The sequence below is a fragment of the Sphingopyxis terrae subsp. terrae NBRC 15098 genome (assembly GCF_001598815.1).
Lineage (GTDB): Bacteria > Pseudomonadota > Alphaproteobacteria > Sphingomonadales > Sphingomonadaceae > Sphingopyxis > Sphingopyxis terrae.
On record NZ_BCZQ01000012.1, the window covers coordinates 183,315 to 201,869 of the forward strand.

Sequence of the window (18,555 nt, forward strand, 5' to 3'; positions counted from 1 at the left end):
AATATTAGAAAAATGTCAAGTAGAGATAACGCCACATCTGCAACTCCCGCCGCCAGCCGCGGTGCCCTGGCCGCTTGGCTTGGCGATGCCGTGGCCGCGGTGCTCTTCGCGCTCGCGCTCGCGCAATTGCTGGCGCTCCACGTCGCGCGCGACCTTCGCGGCGGCGGAGGGGGCGACGCGGGCTTCGGCATTGGGGGCTGGGCGTGGATGCTGCTGCTGGTTGGTGCGGCGCTGGCACGCGGCGCTTTGCAGGGCGGCGCCTTTGCGATCGGCCTACGCCACGCCGCGCGCTTTGCCGCCGAGCTGCGCGCGCGCGTCGCGCCCGCGCTGATGGTGAGCGCGGCGGGGCGCGGACGCCTGATCGGTGAAGATGCCGAACTGGCGGTGACCGCGATCGACCGCATCGAGCCCTATGTTGCGCGTTTCCTGCCGCTGCGCCGTGCCGCGATGCTTTCCCCGTTGCTGATCGCGCTGGCGGCGCTGCCTGCGAGCGGCGTCGCCGCGGCGATCCTGTTCGGCACGCTGTTACCCTTCGCGATCGGCATGGCGCTCGCCGGCAGCGCCGCGGCGCGGGCGAGCGAGGCGCAGCTGGGGGCGCTGTCGCGGCTCGGCGGCTTGTTCGTCGACCGGGTTCGCGCGCTGCCGCTGATCCTTTCCTATGGCGCCGAGGATCGCGTCACGCGGCAGATCGGCGGGGCGGCGCGCGATCTGGCGGAGCGGACCCTGGGCGTGCTGCGCATCGCCTTTGCATCCAGCGCGATCCTCGAATTTTTCAGCGCGCTCGCGGTCGCGCTCGTCGCGGTTTATTGCGGCTTTTCGCTGCTCGGCCTGCTGCCCTTTCGCGCGCCCGAAAGCCTCGACTTCGCCGAAGCCTTTTACGTTCTTGCGCTCGCGCCCGAATTTTATCTCGGCATGCGCCGTTTGGCCGCGGCCTATCACGACAAGCAGCAAGGCGAAGCGGCGCTGGCGGCGCTTGCCGCCGCGGAGGCGCCGATCGCCGATCACGCAGTCGCACCGCCGTTACTCGGCGCACCGGCGGCTCTTGTCGTCGATGCGTGGGTTGTTCGGCACCCCGAAGGCGCGGCGATCGGACCGATCAGCGCGCGCTGGACCGGCCCCGGCCTTCACCTGATCGTCGGGCCGAGCGGATCGGGCAAGACCAGCCTCCTCCGCGCGTTGATCGGGCAGGTGCCTGTGGAGTCGGGCCGCCTTTACGCCGACGATGCCGCGATCGACCCGCGCGCGCTTGCTCCGCTGTGTGGCTGGGCAGGGCAGCGGCCCCTGCTGTTGCCCGGCAGCCTGCGCACCAACCTGCTCGTTGGAGGGGCGAATGTGGGCGACGCCGCGATCATCGCCGAGCTCGGCGCGCTTGGCCTTGCATCGCTGATCGCCGCACGCGGCGGTGGGATCGACTGGGTTGTCGACGACCGCGGCAGCGGCCTGTCGGGTGGCGAGCGGCGGCGGATCGGTCTGGCGCGCGCGCTGCTGTCGGCGCGCCCGCTGCTGCTGCTCGACGAGCCGACCGCCGACCTCGACGCCGCGAGCGCTGCGCGCGTCGTCGCGGTGCTGCGCGCCGCTGCGATGACCCGGACGGTCATTGCCGCAACGCATGATCCGGCGCTGATCGCCTTGGCGGACAGCGTGGTCGAAATCGGATGATCGAGGCGCTGCTCCGATCCGCGCGCGCGGGCCAGCGCCGCGCGGTGTTGCTCGGCATGGCGGCAGCTGCAGTCGCTGCGCTGTCGGCGATCGGCCTGCTCGCGGTGTCGGGCTGGTTCCTGACCGGTGCGGCGATTGCCGGCCTGACCGGCGCGGCGGCGGTCAAGGCGTTCAATTATCTGGTGCCCAGCGCCGCCATCCGCGGGCTGGCGATCTTGCGCACGCTGTCGCGCTATGGCGAGCGGCTGTTCAGCCATCAGGCGATGCTGTTTGCCCTTGCCGAGGTGCGCGCCGTGCTGTTTGCGCGGTTGATCGCGGCGCCGCCGGCGACGGCCCTGCTCCACAATCGCGGCGATGTCGCGGCGCGGCTTGGCGGCGACGTCGAAACGCTGGAGGAGGCGCTGCTACGCACCACGCTGGTGCCGTCGGGTATCGCAACGCTCGCGGGGACGATGCTGTTGATGGCACTCGCGGGCTGGGCTGCTGCAGCGGCCTTGCTGGGCGCAGCGGGGGCAAGTTTTGCAGTCGCGCGCCGGATCGGGCGCGACCGGATCGCGCCCGCGCTCGACGCCGAAAGCGCAGCGCTCGGTGCGCTCAAGCGATGCTATGTCGAACTGGCGGCCGGGGGCGACGATATTGCGGTCTATGGGCTTGCCGCCGACGTGTGCGCGGCAATCGCGGCGGCCGAAGCGCCGCTCCACCGCGCCCGCGCGGCGATGGCCGGCGCCGACACGCTGGTGTCGATCGTGCATGGGGGGCTGACCGGTGCGGCGGTGGCCGCGATCGTCGCGCTGTCGCCCGCTAGCGCCCCGGTTGTCGCGCTCGCAGCGCTTGCTGCGACCGCCGCGATGGAGATCGTCGGCGGCCTCGCCCGGCTCGACATTCAACGCTGGAAGAGCCGCGGTGCGCGCGCACGGCTCGATGCGATGTTTCCGGACGCCGCCGCCCCGGCGAGCGATGGTGCGCCGGCGCAGCCGATCGTCGAACTGACGGTTGCGGGCGCCCTGCACCGCATTGTTCCGGGCGACCGCGTTCTGCTCGCCGGGCGGTCGGGGAGCGGCAAGACGCGGCTGCTCGAAACGCTGACGGGGCTGCGCGACGATGCGCCCGAAGATGTGCGGATCGGCGGATTGCATGCGGCAGGCTTGCCGCTCGCGGCGCGGCGGTCGCTGTTCGCGCTCGCGGCGCAGGACGCGGCGATGATTGCGGGCAGTGTGGCCGACAATCTTTCGCTCGCACGGCCGGGCATCACGCGCGACGAGATGCAGGCGGCGCTGACCGTTGCCTGCCTTGACGATGTCGTTGCGCAATTGCCCGGTGGGCTCGACTGCTGGCTGGGCGACGACGGCGCGCGGCTGTCGGGCGGACAGCGCAAGCGGCTGTCGCTGGCGCGAGCGCTGCTGGCGCAGCGACCGTTCCTGCTGCTCGACGAACCGAGCGAAGGGCTCGACGGGGCGACCGAAGCGCGGCTGATCGTGCGACTAGGCGACTGGCTTGCGGAGACGGGAAGCGGGTTGATCCTCGTCAGCCACCGCCCCGCAATGCGGGCGCTTGCCACGCGGCAGATCGAGATCGACGGCGATCCCGGCTAGCGCCAGGATCCTAGCGCAAGATTCTCGCGAAATGGGCGGCGCTGGCGGAGGCGTCGCGGGTGCTCGTCGTCGCGGCGGGACTGGCGCCGAACTGGTCGGCGAGCGCGCGGACGGGCGCGAGCGCTTCGGGTTTCAGGCGGTAGAAAATCTGCTTCGCCTCGCGCCGCGTTTCGACGATCCGCGCGTTGCGCAGCACGCCGAGTTGCTGGCTGAGCAGCGGCTGGCCGATGCCGGTCGCACTTTCGATCTGCCCCACAGCAAGCTCCTGATCGCGCACGGCGAAGATCAGCTTGAGCCGCACCGGATGCGCCAGGACGCGCAGCAGTTCGACCAGATCGTCGTCGATGAGCGCCTCACCGGTCATTGCGCCCTGGCATCCTTCGCGAGCGTGTAGAACCAGCCGGTCGGATTGTCGGCCGCGAGCACGCCTTCGGTGGCGAGTTCGGGCGGGACGAGAAGGTCGTCGCCGGGCTGCCAACCCGCGGGCGTCATCGCCGACCCGTCGCTCGTGCGCTGGAGCGCCGCGACGGTGCGCACCATCTCGTCGATCGAGCGGCCGACGGTCAGCGGATAGATGGTCAGCGCACGGACGACGCCGTCGGGATCGATGAAAAAGGCCGCGCGCACCGTCGCGGCGCTGAAGGACTGGGCGTCGACCATGCCGAAAGCGTGCGCGATTTCGAGCGAGGGGTCCTCGACGATCGGGAAGGGGATGGCAACGCCCAAGTCGTCACGCAGCGCGCGGATCCATGCAAGGTGCGAAAAAAGGCTGTCGACCGAATGGGCGAGTAGCGCGCAATCAAGCGCGGCGAAGCGATCGGCGGCGCGCGCGATGGCCAGAAATTCGCTGGTGCAGACGGGCGTAAAGTCGCCAGGGTGCGAAAAGAAGAGCAGCCATCGGCCGCGATAATCGCTGAGCCGCACCGGTCCGGCGGTGCTGCGCGCGATGAAATCGGGCGCGGTGTCGCCGATGCGGATCGGGCGCGCAGCGGGCCGGTTGTCGCTGTTGTCGGGCATCAGGATTCCTCTGGGAGCTTCCTCTCGCTCGACAGCGATCATATATAATTCATAATATCGTGTAAATGTGATATGCGCTCAGCCGAGCATGGCCCCCGCGCTGTGGTAGAGCATATAGGCGGCCACGACGAGAACGAGCAGCGCGAACAGCGTGTTGAGCCGCCCGGTTCTGGCCGACAGGCGCTGTGCACCCTTGAGCCCGAGCCAGCTTCCCAGCGCGCCGCCCGCGATGAACAGCCCGGCGAGCTGCCAGTCGACGAGGCCCGACCAGGCATAGTTGGCGGCGGTGGTGAGCCCGAAGGCGGTTACCGCGACCAGCGAGGTGCCGACCGCGTTGATCATCGGCATTCCCGTCGCGGCGACGATGCCGGGGACGATAAGAAAGCCGCCGCCGATGCCGAAAAAGCCGCTGAACGCTCCGCTGCCGAGGCCGTAGCCGAGCAGGCGCGGGGCATTTTCGCGGCTGATCCGGACCGCGGGATCGCCGACCTGGCCGCGCTTGCGCAGCATGATGACCGCGATGACGACCATCAGCAGCGCGAAGAGAAAGAGCAGCTTGGCGCCGTCGAAACTCTTGCCGAAGGTCGATCCGGCGAGGGCGCCGACGATCCCGGCGCCGGCGAAGGTCAGCCCGCACGGCCAGCGCACATTGCCGGCGCGCGCATGGTTGGTCAGCCCGACCGCCGCATTGGCGGCGACGGCGAGTGCTGCGGTCCCGATCGCGACATGCGGCTGCGGCACTCCGACGAGATAGACCATCAGAGGCACCGCCAGGATCGACCCGCCGCCGCCGACCAGCCCGAGCGTGAAGCCGACAAGCACCCCGGAGAGGGCGCCGAGGATCATCTGCGCAAGGCTGAGCGTCATGGGGTCGGTCATTGCGTGCGCGATCCTAGAGTGTGTCGAGCGGCAGCTTCAGATAGCGGGTGCCGTTCGCTTCGGGTTCGGGGAAATGACCCGCGCGCATATTGACCTGGATCGACGGGAGGATCAGCCGCGGCATCGACAACGTCTTGTCGCGCGCCTCGCGCATCGCGACGAACTGATCTTCGTCCACGCCTTCGTGGACATGGACATTCGCGGTGCGTTCGGCCGCGATCGTCGTTTCCCAGGCAAAACTGTCGCGACCCGGCGCCTTGTAGTCGTGGCAGAGGAACAGCCGCGTTTCGCCGGGAAGCGACAGCAAGCGCTGGATCGAGCGATAGAGGGTGCGCGCATCGCCGCCGGGAAAGTCGGCGCGCGCGGTGCCATAGTCGGGCATGAACAAGGTATCGCCGGTGAACAGCGCATCGCCGATGATCCACACCATGCACGCCGGCGTGTGGCCTGGGGTGTGGAGCACCATCCCCTCAATCTCGCCGAGCATGAAGCGCTCGCCATCGGCCATCAGCCGGTCGAACTGCGAGCCGTCGCGCGCGAAGCGCTCATCCTCGTTGAAGATGGCGCCGAACACCGTCTGCACCGTTTCGATATGGCGGCCGATGACGATCTGGCCGCCCAGCTTTTCCTGGAGATAGGGCGCGGCGGAGAGGTGGTCGGCGTGGGCGTGGGTTTCGATCTGCCATTCGACGGTCAGCCCTTCGCGGCGGACATAATCGACGATCGCGTCGGCCGAGGCGTGGCCGGTGCGGCCCGAAGGCTGGTCGAAATCGAGCACCGAATCGATGATTGCCGCCTTGCGCGTCGCCGGGTCGTGGACGACGTGCGTCGCGGTGAAGGTCGGTTCGTCGAAGAAGCTTTTGACGACGGGGATATGGCCGGTTGCGCGCGCCTTGGCGATCAGCGCGGCGGCGGAATCACGGTGAAGGTCGTCCATGCGATCATTCCTTCGTTCAAAATATTAGATAAAACTAATATAGTGAGGCGGCGCCGTTTGTCCAGTGGAGGAGGAGGCCTATTCGATACCGCAGAGCAGGCGGAGGCGCCACGCCGCGGTCTGCACCGATGCCTGCGCTTCGGCGAGCCGTGCGGTCGCGGCGATCGCTTCGCGTTCGGCATTGAGCTCGGCGAGCGGGGGGCGGGCGCCCGAACGCACTTCGAGGCGGGTGCCGCGTAGCGCCTCGCGCGCCGCGGCGTCGCCATCGCGCGCGGCATCGAGCGCGCGTTCGGCGCTGTCGAGCCCGCTCCACGCCTCGATCACCGCCTGGGTGACGTCGTCGCGCGCCTGACGCAGCCGCGCTTCGCTGGCCGAGAGTTTCGATTGCGCCTCGCGGACGCGTGCGCTGCCCGCGCCGCTGTCGAAGAAGGTCCAGAGCCCGCGCAGCCCGACGGTGACACTGTCGGCGCGATAGTCGGGGAAAAACTGGTCGCGGATCCGCGCGCCCTCGGCAAAGACGCCGAGCTGCGGGCGGTTGGTCGCCTTGGCGGCGCGTACCCCCGCGGCAGCGCCGTCGACCCCGGCATCGGCCTGCGCGAGCAGGACATTCGCGGCGACGGCGGCCTCGACGGCTTCGCCGAGCGTCGCGGGAACGTCGGGGCGCGGGGGCAGGGGGGCGAGATCGCCGACGGGCTTGCCGGTCAGCCGCTCGAGGCGGGCGAGCGCGGCGGTGAGGCGGCCCTGCGCCTGAACCAGACCGGCCTGCCCCTCGGCGCGGCGCGCCTTCGCCTGCGCGACCTCGCTGCTCGTCGCATCGCCGACGTCGTAGCGCAGGCCGGTATGACGAACGATCTCGCCCAGCGCATCGACGAGCTTGCCATAGCTCGCGACAAGATCGCGCGCGGTGAGCACTTCGGCATAGGCGCCGACGGTTGCAAGGGTCAGATTCTGGCGCGCCATATCCTTGCCAAGCGTCGCGGCGCGGCTGCCCGCTGCGGCCTGATCGATCGCGGCGCTGATCCGTCCACCGGCGTAGAGCGGATATTCGCCGACCAGTTGCACGGCGCTGGGAGTTACGCTTTGCGCGGTCAGGCCGAAATAGCCGCCGGGGTCGAGCCGGCCGGTGCCGACGCTGCCCTCGACACTGGCGGTGGGACCGGCGGCGGCGCGCGCCTGCGCGAGCCGCGCGGCGGCGGCGTCGGCATCGGCGGCCGCCGCTTCGAGCACGGGCGAGTGCGCGCGCGCGTCGGCGATGGCGGTCGCCAGATCCTGCGCCGCCGCGGGTTGCGGCAGCGCGAGCGCGGCAAGGCATGCCGCCGTCAGCAGGGTCGCGGCGCGTGTCACTTAAAGGCGGCTCCCTGCCGCACGCCGAGACGCTTGAAAATGGCCGCCGCGGGACAGAAGCCGGTGAAGCTTGCCTGGATCATGTTGAGCCCGGCAAAGGCGGCGAGTCCGATCCACCAGGGATGGACGAACCAGGCGAGCAGCACGCTCGTCAGCACGACGAGGCCCGCGAAGCGCAAAACGGCACGATCGAGGTTCATGGGTCTTCCTTTCGTCAGAAGCGGAGTTTCTTGATCCCCAGCGCATGCATCGCGAGCTTTTCGTAGAAGGGCTCGCTCTCGCCCTTGCGGACCTTGCGCAGGAAATATTTTTCGAAGCCGATCTTGGCGAGATGGACCCATTTGCCCGACGACGACCAGTTGAGGTTGCGCGGCGGGATCTGCGGCTGCGCGACGAAGGCGACGCCGCCGTCGCCGAAGTCGGCCAGACAGACGGCGTTCCACGTCGCCTCATGCTTCGGCGGCTGACCGGCGAGCTCCAGCTTCAGATTCTGCGCGATCGCGGTGACCATCGATTCGATCATGAAGCCCGTCTTGGGCACGCCCACCGGGACGGGGGTCGGGCCGACCGGCGGGATGGCAACGCAGACGCCGAGCGAATAGATGTTGGCGAAGGTCGGATTGCGCTGATGCTTGTCGGCGATGATGAAGCCGCGCGGATTGGTCAGTCCTTCGATGCCGAAGACGGCATCGACGCCGCGAAAGGCGGGCAGCAGCATCGAATAGCCGAAGGGCAGGTCGTGCTTGGCCTTGACGCTGCCGTCCTCGGCGACTTCCTCGACATGCGCCATGCCGGCCTCGAAGCTGCTGACGCGCGCATTGGTGATCCATTTGATGTGACGGTTGCGCAGCTCGCTTTCGAGCAGGCTCTTGGTATCCCCGACGCCATCGAGGCCGAGATGGCCGATATAGGGTTCGGCGGTGACGAAGGTCATCGGCACCCGGTCGCGCAGCTTGCGGCGCTTGAGTTCGGTGTCGAGGATCAGCGCGAATTCATAGGCCGGCCCATAACAGGAGGCGCCCTGTGCGGCGCCGACGACGATCGGCCCCGGGTTTTCGCAGAAGCGGTCGAAGGCATCGGCCGCGGCGGCGGCATGATCGGTCGCGCATACCGATACGGTGTTCGCCTCCGGCCCGAAGCCCTCGATCTCGTCGAAGGCGAGTTTCGGCCCGGTCGCGATGACCAGATAATCATAATCGACGAAGGCGCCGTCGTTCAGCTCGACCTGATTTTCCTTGGGGTGAACACGCTTTGCGCCGACCGCGGTGAAATCGATCCCCTTGCGCTTCATGACGGGGGGCAGGTGAACGCAGATCGCTTCGGGTTCGCGCCAGCGGACCGCGACCCAGGGGTTAGAGGGGACGAACCAGTAATTTTCCTGATCGGAAATCACCATCACCTCGGCCTTGCCCTTGGAAGCCTCCCGTATCTCGTAAGCTGCGATAGTGCCGCCGAGTCCGGCACCCAGAACGACGATCCGCGGTAACGACATCTTCTCTCTCCTTGCTCCGGCGCGCGTGGGGCGCCGCCGGCTTTCCCTGGGGGTGGCCGCGATGCGGGGCGGACGGTGTGCCTCCGCATCGCGGCCGCACTCGATTTGGGGCGACCCAGAAGGATCGAGTGCAATATCTGTTGACCTTCATATTAGATTTAAATAATATTAGCAATAGCTGAATTAATCAACCCGCCACCGGTCGGGTCCGCGCAAGGAGATTTTGACCATGCTGAACCTGTTCCGCCGTCCGGCGCACAAGGAAATCACGCCGCATGCGCTTGCCGAGATGTTGGCGGCAGGCGAGGCGATTCTGGTCGATGTCCGCGAGGCCGATGAGTTTGCGAGCGGGCATGTCGCAGGCGCGCTGTCGATGCCGCTGTCGCGCTTTCAGGCAAGCGCGCTTCCGGCGGGCGGCAAGCCGGTCATCCTGACCTGCGCCGCGGGTCGCCGTTCGGCGATGGCGCTCGACAAGGCGGCGGCGGGGCGGCCCGACATCGACACCCATCTTGCGGGCGGGATGGGGGCCTGGCGCGCCGTCGGCCTGCCGGTCGTGACGGGGAATTGACGATGCGCCCATCATCCCTGCAAACCTCTGCGCTGCTCACCGGCGCCCTGTTTGCGGCATCGCTATCGCTCGCCGGCTGTGGCGGCGAGACGACTGCGCCCGCCGAAAAGAGCGCGGCCGTGACGGGCGAAAGGCTGGCGTTGCAGCCGGTGACGATCACCGACTGGAAGGATGTTGGCGCGCTGGTAACGAGCGTCGACATGGCCGACGCCCGCGCGCGCATTCCCGGCATCCTCGACAGTCTGAGTGTCCGCGAAGGCGACATGGTGCGCAAGGGACAGGTGATCGGCCGCGTCGTCGACAGCCGGCTCGGCTATGAAGGCGCGGCCTATGGCGCGCAGGCGGCGGCGGCGCAGGCGCAGGCCGCACAGGCCGATGCCGAACTGGAGCGCGTGCGCTACCTCCATGCCAATGGCGTCTATGCGCAGGCGCGGCTCGATCAGGCCGAGGCGCAGGCGCGCGCGGCGCGGGCACAAGTTTCGGCGGCGCGGGCGCAGCAATCGGCGGTCGGTGCGGTCGCCGGGCAGGGCGCGGTGGTCGCCCCCTCGGCCGGACGCGTGCTGATCGCGCAGGTTCCGGCGGGTTCGGCGGTGGCGCCGGGCACGTCGATCGCGACGATCACCTCGGGACCGATGGTCCTGCGGCTCGAACTGCCTGAAACATTGGCCGACAAGGTTCATGTCGGTAGCGCGGTGCTGGCGACGGGGCTTTCGGACGACAAGGGCGCGGCGCCACCGCGCGCCAGCGTCGGCCGCGTCTATCCTGCGGTCAGCGGCGGGCAGATGTCGGCCGACGTTCCGATCCCCGGACTTGCCAGCACGATGGTCGGTCGCCGCGTCACGGCGCGCGTTGCGGTCGGCGAGCGGCAGGCGCTGGTCGTTCCGCGCCGCTTCGTCGAAACCAGCTATGGCATCGACTATGTGACGATCATCGTGGGCAAGGATGCGACGTCGCGAGTGCCCGTCCAGATCGCGCCGACCGACGATCCGGCGCGGGTCGAGATATTGTCGGGCGCGGGCAAGGGTGACACGCTGATCGCGGTGGCGCGCGGAGCGGCAGGCAAATGAGCCTGGGCCTGTCGGGGCGGCTGACGCGCGCGACGATCCGCAGTCCGCTGACGCCGCTGATGCTGCTCGCCGCCATAATGGTGGGGCTGCTCGCGATCATGACGATCCCGCGCGAGGAGGAGCCACAGATCAGCGTGCCGATGGTCGACCTGATGGTCGCGGCGCCCGGCCTGTCCGCAAGCGATGCCGTGGAACTGATCGGCAAGCCGCTGGAGACCATCGTCAAGAGCGTCGACGGCGTCGAACATGTCTATACCCAGGCCGAAGACGATGGGGTGATGGTCACCGCGCGCTTCCTGGTCGGGTCCGACCCCGACGACGCCGCAATCCGCATCAACGAGCGGCTGTCGGCGAATATGGACAAGCTGCCGCAGGGCATCCAGCCGCCGCAGGTGACGGTGCGCGGGATCAGCGATGTGCCGATCGTCGTTCTGACACTGTCGCCCAAGGCCGGCGCGCGCGGCGACTGGAACGAGCAGGCGCTGCGGTCGCTCGCCGCTCGCTTGCGGACCGAGGTTGCGAAGGTCGACAATGTCGGCCTGACCTTCATCACCGGCGGGCAGGAGGAACAGCTTCGCGTCGTTCCCGATCCGGCAAAGCTCGCGGCGCATGGCGTCTCGCTCGGCGCGCTGATGGATGCGGTGGGGCAGGCAAACCGCAGCTTCCCGCTCGGGACGGTGCGCGAGGGCGGCGCGGCGACCGCCGTCGTTGCCGGACAGACGGTGCGCAGCGCCGAGCAATTGGCGACGATCACGGTGCGCGCCGCCAACGGCAATCCCGTCTATCTGCGCGATGTCGCGACGGTCACGCAGGGGCCGGGTGAGGATCAGGCGCGCGCCTGGCGCTGGGCCAAGGGCGCGGGCGATCGCTGGTCGATGGCGCCCGCGGTCAGCCTGGCGATCGCGAAGCGTTCGGGGGCCAATGCCGTCAATGTCTCCGATGCTGTGGTCGCGCGGGTCGAGGCGCTGCGCGGCAGCCTGATCCCGCCGGGCGTCGATGTCGCGGTGACGCGCAATTATGGCGAAAGCGCCAATGAAAAGGCGAACGAGCTGATCTTCCACCTCGGACTCGCGACGGTGTCGATCGTCATTTTGATCGGCTTCGCAATCGGCTGGCGCGAGGCGGGGGTGACGGCGGTGGTCATCCCGACCACGATCCTGCTCACCATGTTCGCGTCGAACATCATGGGCTTCACGATCAACCGCGTCAGCCTGTTCGCGCTGATCTTTTCGATCGGCATCCTGGTCGATGACGCGATCGTGATGATCGAGAATATCGCGCGCCACTGGGCGATGGCCGACGCGCGCAGCCGGATCGACGCGACGGTTGATGCGGTCGCCGAGGTCGGCAATCCGACGATCATCGCGACGCTGACCGTCGTCGCGGCGCTGCTTCCCATGCTGTTCGTATCGGGACTGATGGGCCCCTATATGGCGCCGATCCCGATCAACGCCTCGGCGGCGATGCTCTTTTCCTTCTTCGTCGCGGTGATCATCGCGCCGTGGCTGATGGTGCGCTTTGCGCGCGATACGCTGGCGCAGGAGGCGCACGACCATGCGGGCGGGGGCAAGCTCGGCGCGCTCTATGGCCGCGTCGCCATCCGCGTGATCCGCGATCGCAAGAGCGCGCGCAATTTCCTGATTGCCGTTGGCGCCGCGACGCTCGTCGCCTGCTCGATGTTCTATTTCAAGGCGGTGACGGTGAAGCTGCTGCCCTTCGACAACAAGTCGGAGGTGCAGCTTGTCCTCGACATGCCCGAGGGCACGTCGCTCGAGACGACGGGGCGCACGCTCGACGCCGCCGCGGCGGTGGTGCGGCAGGTTCCCGAGGCGCGGTCGATGGAGGCCTATGCGGGCACCTCGGCGCCGTTCAATTTCAACGGCCTCGTGCGGCACTATTTCCTGCGCAATCGGCCCGAGATGGGCGATTTGATGGTGACGCTGGCGCCCAAGGGCGAGCGCGACCGGTCGAGCCACGCCATCGCGCTCGATCTGCGCCAGCGGCTGAAGAAAGCGCTGCCGCTGCCCGCCGGTGGGTCGATCAAGGTCGTCGAAACCCCGCCGGGGCCGCCGGTGCTCGCGACGCTGCTCGCCGAAATATACGGTCCCGACGAAGCGACGCGGCGCAAGACCGCCGAACAGGTCGAGGCGCTGTTCCGCACCGTCCCCTATGTGGTGGATGTCGATAACAGTTTCGGCGTCCCGCGCCCGCGGCTGCGGCTGATACCCGATCGGGCGCGGATGGACGCCTATGGCATTTCGGAGCGCCAGCTTTTCGATAGTATTGGCGCGCTGCTGGGCGGGCAGACCGTCGGCTATGCGCCGCGCGGCGACGGGCGCGATCCGCTGCCGATCCGCATCGCGCTCGATCAGTCGCAGCGCAGCTGGAGCGCCGACCTTGCCGCGACGCCGGTTGCGACGATGGGACCCGGCGGGCGGCTCGTCCAGCTCGGCGAGATCGTCGATGCGCGCGAGGAGGCGGGATCGCCCGCGTTGTTCCGCCGCAACGGCCGCGCCGCCGACATGGTCACCGCCGAACTGGCAGGGGAATATGAAGCGCCCATCTATGGCATCTTCGCAGTCGACGATGCGATCGAGGCGTTCGACTGGAAGGCGCACGGGATGGAAAAGCCGGTGGTCCGCTTCAACGGTCAGCCCGACGATGAACAGGTGCCGACCCTGTTGTGGGACGGCGAGTGGGAGATCACCTGGGTGACCTTCCGCGACATGGGCGCGGCCTTCATGGTTGCGCTCCTGGGCATCTATGTCCTGGTCGTCGGGCAGTTCCGCAATTTCAAGATTCCGCTCGTCATCCTGACGCCGATCCCGCTGACCCTCGTGGGTATCGTGCTGGGGCATATGCTGTTCGGCGCGCCCTTTACTGCGACATCGATGATCGGCTTCATCGCGCTGGCCGGGATTATCGTGCGCAATTCGATCCTGCTGGTCGACTTCATCAACCATGCGAAGGGCGAGGGCAAACCGCTGCGCGATACGCTGCTCGAAGCGGGGATGATCCGCTTCAAGCCGATCGTGCTGACGGCGGCGGCGGCGATGATCGGGGCGGCGACGATCCTGACCGACCCGATCTTTCAGGGCCTTGCGATTTCGCTGCTCTTCGGACTCGCCTCCTCGACACTGCTCACCGTGCTCGTTATTCCCGCGATTTACATCGTCCTGCGCGACGATGGCCGTGAAGGAACCCTCTCCCCATGACCAAGCCGACCGACCTTTCGATCCTGAAACGCGATGCGCGCGAGATGGCCGACTATTTGAAGCTGCTCGCGCATCCCGAGCGGCTGCTGATGCTGTGCCAGATGGACGAGCGCGAGGTGTCGGTCGGCGAACTCACCGAGCTTAGCGGGCTGTCGCAATCGGCCGTTTCGCAGCATCTGGCGCGCTTTCGCGACCAGGGTATCGTGTCGGCGCGCGGCGAGGCGCAGACGCGCTATTACAGCCTGTCCGACGCCAAGATGCAGCGCATCATCGCGGCGCTGTGCGAGGCATGTCACGGGCACGAAGCGGCTTAACACTTGACCCGGAGCCGCCGCCGCGCTTGGAGCGCCGACGTGTTCCGGATACGCAAAACCCGTCTGCTGATCGCCGCCGCGCGGCAACGCCGGCGGCTGCGCGAGAGCGAAGCCGCGTTCATCCTGCTCGCCGCGCTGGCGGGGCTGGCGGCGGGGGTGCTTACCAACATCCAGCAATTTCTGGCGCATGGCATCCAGCAGCTTCTTTACGGCGTCACGATCAACCGGCTGAGCGCGCTCGGCGAGATCCATCATCCGTGGAAGCTGGTCGCGCTGCCCATCGGCGGCCTTCTGCTCGTCCTGCTCGCGCGCGGCCTGCGCAACCGCAAGCGCATGCCCGTCGACGTGGTCGAGGCGAACGCGCTGCATGGTGGACGCATTCCCTTTGCCGACAATCTGGTGATCGCGTCGCAGACGATCATCTCGAACGGTGCGGGCGCGTCGGTGGGGCTTGAGGCCGCCTATGCGCAGATGGGCGGCGGCTTCGCCTCGCAGCTTGGCCAGTGGTTCGCACTGCGCCGCAACGATCTGCGCACGCTGGTCGGCGCCGGGGCGGGCGGGGCGATCGGCGCGGCCTTCGGCGCCCCGCTGACCGGCGCCTTCTATGCGTTCGAGATCGTCATCGGCAATTATACCCCCGCCGCGATCGCCCCGGTGATGGTCGCGGCGCTGTCGGCCGTGTTCGTCAGCCGCGCGCTCGGCGTCGATCCCTATCTGATCGCGACGACTGTCGACCGCGCTTTTTCGACCGCCGACTATCTTGCCTATGCGTTGCTCGGGCTGGTTGCCGCGCTGTTCGGCATCCTCATCATGCGGCTCGTCACCTTCGCCGAAATTCGCGTTCAGGGATGGCAAAGGATCGCAGGCTGGCGGCCACTCATCGGCGGCTTGCTGCTGATCCCCTTGGCGCTGGTGTCGCCGCAGACGCTGTCGGCGGGGCATGGCGCGCTGCACCTCGATCTGGTGCTCCGCCCGGCGCTGTCCTTCCTCGCCATCGTGCTGCTGCTCAAGATCGCGGCGTCGGTCGTGTCGCTCAGCTTCGGCTTTCGCGGCGGGCTGTTCTTTGCCTCGCTGTTCCTGGGGTCGCTGATCGGGCAGATATTCGCGGGACTCGTCAACATGAGCCCCCTCGGCATCGCGCTCGATCCCAACGACGCGGCGCTGGTCGGCATGGCGGCGCTCAGCGTCTCGGTCGTCGGCGGGCCGATGACGCTCGCGGTGCTGATGCTCGAGACGACGCATGATTTCGCGCTGATGGGCGTGGTGCTGACCGCGACGCTGGTGTCGAGCGCGCTGACGCGCGAATGGTTCGGCTACAGCTTCTCGACCTGGCGCCTGCATTTGCGCGGCTCGAAGATCCGCAGTCCGCGCGACATCGGCCGGTTGCTGACGCTCACCGCCGGACGGATCATGCGCACCGACTGGACGGCCGTCCCCGCCGCCATGACCGTCGCCGATTTCCGCCTGCGCGTGCCGCTCGGTTCGACGGCCAAGGCGGTGCTGACCGATGGCGAGGGCCGCTATGGCGGAATCGTCGTCACAGCCGCGGCCTATCATCCCGACATTGCGGGTGATGCCCCGATCGCCAGCCTTGCGACGCTCACCGACGACACGCTGCACCCCGCAACCGGGGTCGAGGCGATGATCGCAGCCTTCGATGCCGCCTCGGCCGATGAACTGGCGGTGGTCGACGATGGCGGAAAGGTGATCGGCGTCGTCACCGAAAAACATGCACGGCGCCGCTATTTCGAAGCGCTCGAAGAGGCGCAGCGCGACCTGTTCGGCGAAAGCTGAAAAATTTGCGCCGGCGGATGGGGCCGCCGGCGCACCTCCCTAAGGGGGGAGGGAGAGGATAACGGAGTATCGTGCTTTGCCTTGCCGCTGTGGGCGTAATTGGCCGGCGGCGCGCCTGTGCTGCGCCGAAACGCGATTATCGCGCGACAAAGGTTGCGGGAGACGGCGCGGGAGGCCGGGGGCGCCGCGCCTGAGTTAGCGGGTGGCGCTCGCCGCCATCACCTGTCGTCCGTCGCTCGCGAAGGCACCAAGGACGATGGCATCATCGTCGCCGCGCAGCGCCAGATGCAATTCTTCGCCGCAGATCGCCGGAGACGTGCCGCGGAAATCGAAGCGGGTGAGGGCGTTGTCGCCGAAGTGCCGCGCCGCGAGGTCGAGAAGCAGCGTTGCGGTGAGCGGGCCGTGGACGACGAGGCCGCGATATCCCTCTTCTTCGGTCGCATAAGGCAGGTCGTAGTGGATGCGGTGGCTGTTGAAAGTCAGCGCCGAGTAGCGGAACAGCAGCGCCTCCGACGGCACAAGCATCCGGTGCGAGTCCCAGCCCGCGGGATCGAAGCGGCCCTCGCCCGGCGGCGGGGCTGGTGGGGCGCCGGCGGGCGCGGGTTCGCGGAAAACGATGGTCTGGGTCTCGCGCACCGCGAGTTCGCCGTCGCCATGCGTTTCGTGCGCGACCTCGGCAAAGACGAGTGTGCCGGTGCCGCCCTGCTTTTCGGTGATCGCGGCGACGCGTGAACTGCGCATCACCGACTGGCCGGGGCGTAGCGGCGCGATAAATTCGACCTTGCTTGCTGCCCACATGCGGCGCGGCAGCGGGATGGGGGGCAGGAAGCTGTCGTCGCTGTCCTCGCGTACCGGATGGCCGTCGGCGCCGAGGATCGCGGTCGGCGCGTCGGGGAGGCAGAGGCACCAGTGATAGGCTTGCGGAACGCTGTCGTCGGCGGGCGCGGCGCGGTCGAGCGTCGCGAGCCAGCGTTTGACTGCGCCGGCATCGACATGATCGTGGCGGATATCCTCGCGGCCGATCCAGGCGCTCCAATCATTCATCAATTGCGTCCTCCGGTCAGCCCGCGCGCGATCACCTGGGCCTGTATTTCCGCCGCGCCCTCGAAGATGTTGAGAATGCGCGCGTCGCAGAGGATGCGGCTGATCTCATATTCGAGCGCATAGCCGTTGCCGCCGTGAATCTGGAGCGCGGCGTCGGCGTTCGCCCAGGCGGCGCGCGCACCGAGCAGCTTTGCCATGCCGGCTTCGATGTCGCAGCGCTTGCCCGAATCTTTCGCGCGCGCGGCGGCATAGCTGAGTTCGCGCGCCATCACGAAGTCGACGAGGCTCATTGCCAGCTTGTCCGAAACACGCGGGAAATGGACGATCGCCTTGCCGAACTGCTTGCGGGTGCGCGCATAGTCGAGCCCGAGTTCGAGCGCGCGGCGCGCGACCCCGACCGCGCGGGCGGCGGTCTGGATGCGCGCGCCCTCGAAGGTGCGCATGAGCTGCTTGAAGCCCTGACCTTCCAGGCCGCCGAGCAGCGCATCGGCGGGAGCCGTCATGCCATCGAACTGCAGCGCATATTCGCGCATCCCGCGATAGCCGAGCACCTTGATCTCGCTGCCGGTCATGCCCGCGGCGGGGAAGGGATCGGCCTCGGTTCCGCGCGGCTTGGGGACGAGCAGCATCGAGAGGCCCGCATAGCCCTTGGCGTCGGGCAGGGTGCGCGCGAGCAACGTCATCAGGTCTGAGCGCGCGGCGTGGGTGATCCAGTTTTTGGCGCCGTCGATGACCCAATGGTCGCCCTCGCGGCGGGCCTTCGTTTGGAGTGCGCCGAGGTCCGAGCCGACGTCGGGCTCGGTGAACACCGCGGTCGGCAGGATTTCGCCGCTGGCGATCCGGGGCAGCCATTCGGCCTTCTGCGCATCGGTGCCGCCATGAACGATCAACTCGCCCGCGATCTCGGACCGGGTGCCGAGCGAACCGGTACCGATCCAGCCGCGCGATAGTTCCTCGGTGACGATGCACATGACGAGCTTGCCGAGGCCGAGGCCGCCAAATTCCTCGGGAATACAGACGCCAAAGGTGCCTAGCTCAGCCATCGCCTGAACCGTCGCATCGGGGATCAGCTCATTGGCGAGGTGCCAGCCATGCGCGTGCGGGATGATCGCGGCGTCGGTGAAGCGGCGATACTGGTCGCGGATCGCGTCGAGGTCGGCGTCGTGGAGCGTCTCGCTTGGCCATTGATTTTCGGCTAGCGCGGCGGCGACCTCAGCGCGGGTGGCGGCATGGTCGGCGTCGAGCAAATCGGTGCAGGCGTCGGCGAGCGTGCGGGCTGCAGCGCTGATGCCGAGGTCGGCGGGGCGGAAAATCTCGTTCTGTCCCATCGGCAGGCCGCCGGTGAGTTGGCCGATGCTTTCGGCGAAGGCGAGGGTGGCGATCTGCGCGTCGAGCGGGTTTGTCCCGTTGCCGGCGTCGAGCCAGTCGAGCGTCGCTTCGAGCGCCGCGACCGTCGTTGCGACCCACGCGAAGCCATGCGCCGCGCGCTGCTCGCTGTCGATTGGGGTGGCCGCCAGCCGCTCGGCGAGCGCGGCTTGCGCCGCACCGCGATACGCCTGCGCGGCAATCAGCGCGGCGTTCAGATTAGCGTGCATCACAAGAAATCCGTACGAACGGCTTTTTGCGGAGAGGC

General features: G+C 68.2%; 16 protein-coding genes. 7 read left to right on the forward strand and 9 right to left on the reverse strand.

What is annotated here, in order from left to right; genetic code table 11:
- Window positions 1-12 precede the first annotated feature (12 nt).
- Window positions 13-1,659, forward strand: coding sequence for an ATP-binding cassette domain-containing protein (locus tag STE01S_RS08260; RefSeq protein ID WP_255265914.1), 1,647 nt, complete (start codon window positions 13-15; stop codon window positions 1,657-1,659).
- Window positions 1,656-3,251: an amino acid ABC transporter ATP-binding/permease protein gene (locus tag STE01S_RS08265; protein ID WP_062766795.1), complete on the forward strand. Its 1,596-nt coding sequence runs from the start codon at window positions 1,656-1,658 to the stop codon at window positions 3,249-3,251. The genes STE01S_RS08260 and STE01S_RS08265 overlap by 4 nt, the downstream gene beginning before the upstream one ends.
- A 10-nt stretch (window positions 3,252-3,261) precedes the next feature.
- On the opposite strand, the gene STE01S_RS08270 is transcribed toward STE01S_RS08265, so the two are convergent.
- The 7 genes from STE01S_RS08270 to STE01S_RS08300 form a co-directional block, all read right to left on the reverse strand.
- On the reverse strand, window positions 3,262-3,615 hold the full coding sequence (locus STE01S_RS08270; RefSeq protein ID WP_058811338.1) for an ArsR/SmtB family transcription factor: 354 nt from the start codon (window positions 3,613-3,615) through the stop codon (window positions 3,262-3,264).
- Window positions 3,612-4,268: a peroxiredoxin gene (locus STE01S_RS08275; RefSeq protein ID WP_062766798.1), complete on the reverse strand. Its 657-nt coding sequence runs from the start codon at window positions 4,266-4,268 to the stop codon at window positions 3,612-3,614. Before STE01S_RS08275 ends, STE01S_RS08270 begins: the two co-directional genes overlap by 4 nt.
- A gap of 78 nt (window positions 4,269-4,346) precedes the next feature.
- A complete protein-coding gene (locus STE01S_RS08280) occupies window positions 4,347-5,135 on the reverse strand; it encodes a sulfite exporter TauE/SafE family protein (RefSeq protein ID WP_062766942.1) in 789 nt (262 codons plus the stop codon).
- A 25-nt stretch (window positions 5,136-5,160) separates the two neighbouring features.
- Entirely contained in the window at window positions 5,161-6,084 is a 924-nt protein-coding gene (locus tag STE01S_RS08285) for an MBL fold metallo-hydrolase (RefSeq protein ID WP_062766801.1), read from the reverse strand.
- A 78-nt stretch (window positions 6,085-6,162) separates the two neighbouring features.
- Window positions 6,163-7,428 carry a TolC family protein gene (locus STE01S_RS08290; RefSeq protein WP_062766804.1) on the reverse strand — a complete coding sequence of 422 codons (1,266 nt, stop codon included), beginning with the start codon at window positions 7,426-7,428 and terminating at the stop codon, window positions 6,163-6,165.
- Entirely contained in the window at window positions 7,425-7,628 is a 204-nt protein-coding gene (locus STE01S_RS08295) for a YgaP family membrane protein (RefSeq protein ID WP_058811342.1), read from the reverse strand. Before STE01S_RS08295 ends, STE01S_RS08290 begins: the two co-directional genes overlap by 4 nt.
- 14 nt (window positions 7,629-7,642) lie before the next feature.
- On the reverse strand, window positions 7,643-8,920 hold the full coding sequence (locus tag STE01S_RS08300; RefSeq protein WP_062766807.1) for an NAD(P)/FAD-dependent oxidoreductase: 1,278 nt from the start codon (window positions 8,918-8,920) through the stop codon (window positions 7,643-7,645).
- Window positions 8,921-9,149: 229 nt separating this feature from the next.
- On the opposite strand from STE01S_RS08300, the gene STE01S_RS08305 reads away from it, so the two are divergent.
- The 5 genes from STE01S_RS08305 to STE01S_RS08325 are packed head-to-tail and all read left to right on the forward strand — an operon-like array spanning window position 9,150 to window position 15,878.
- Entirely contained in the window at window positions 9,150-9,488 is a 339-nt protein-coding gene (locus STE01S_RS08305) for a rhodanese-like domain-containing protein (protein WP_062766810.1), read from the forward strand.
- 2 nt (window positions 9,489-9,490) lie between these two features.
- On the forward strand, window positions 9,491-10,555 hold the full coding sequence (locus STE01S_RS08310; RefSeq protein ID WP_062766813.1) for an efflux RND transporter periplasmic adaptor subunit: 1,065 nt from the start codon (window positions 9,491-9,493) through the stop codon (window positions 10,553-10,555).
- Window positions 10,552-13,770: an efflux RND transporter permease subunit gene (locus STE01S_RS08315; RefSeq protein WP_062766816.1), complete on the forward strand. Its 3,219-nt coding sequence runs from the start codon at window positions 10,552-10,554 to the stop codon at window positions 13,768-13,770. Before STE01S_RS08310 ends, STE01S_RS08315 begins: the two co-directional genes overlap by 4 nt.
- Entirely contained in the window at window positions 13,767-14,084 is a 318-nt protein-coding gene (locus STE01S_RS08320; protein ID WP_062766819.1) for an ArsR/SmtB family transcription factor, read from the forward strand. The genes STE01S_RS08315 and STE01S_RS08320 overlap by 4 nt, the downstream gene beginning before the upstream one ends.
- Before the next feature lie 39 nt (window positions 14,085-14,123).
- On the forward strand, window positions 14,124-15,878 hold the full coding sequence (locus STE01S_RS08325; RefSeq protein ID WP_051066403.1) for a chloride channel protein: 1,755 nt from the start codon (window positions 14,124-14,126) through the stop codon (window positions 15,876-15,878).
- A gap of 195 nt (window positions 15,879-16,073) precedes the next feature.
- Here the strand turns inward: STE01S_RS08325 and STE01S_RS08330 are convergent, their stop codons facing one another.
- Entirely contained in the window at window positions 16,074-16,922 is an 849-nt protein-coding gene (locus STE01S_RS08330) for an HTD2 family dehydratase (RefSeq protein ID WP_062766822.1), read from the reverse strand.
- Window positions 16,922-18,517 (reverse strand): acyl-CoA dehydrogenase family protein, encoded by a 1,596-nt coding sequence (locus STE01S_RS08335; RefSeq protein WP_062766825.1) that lies wholly within the window; start codon window positions 18,515-18,517, stop codon window positions 16,922-16,924. Before STE01S_RS08335 ends, STE01S_RS08330 begins: the two co-directional genes overlap by 1 nt.
- Window positions 18,518-18,555: the final 38 nt, after the last annotated feature.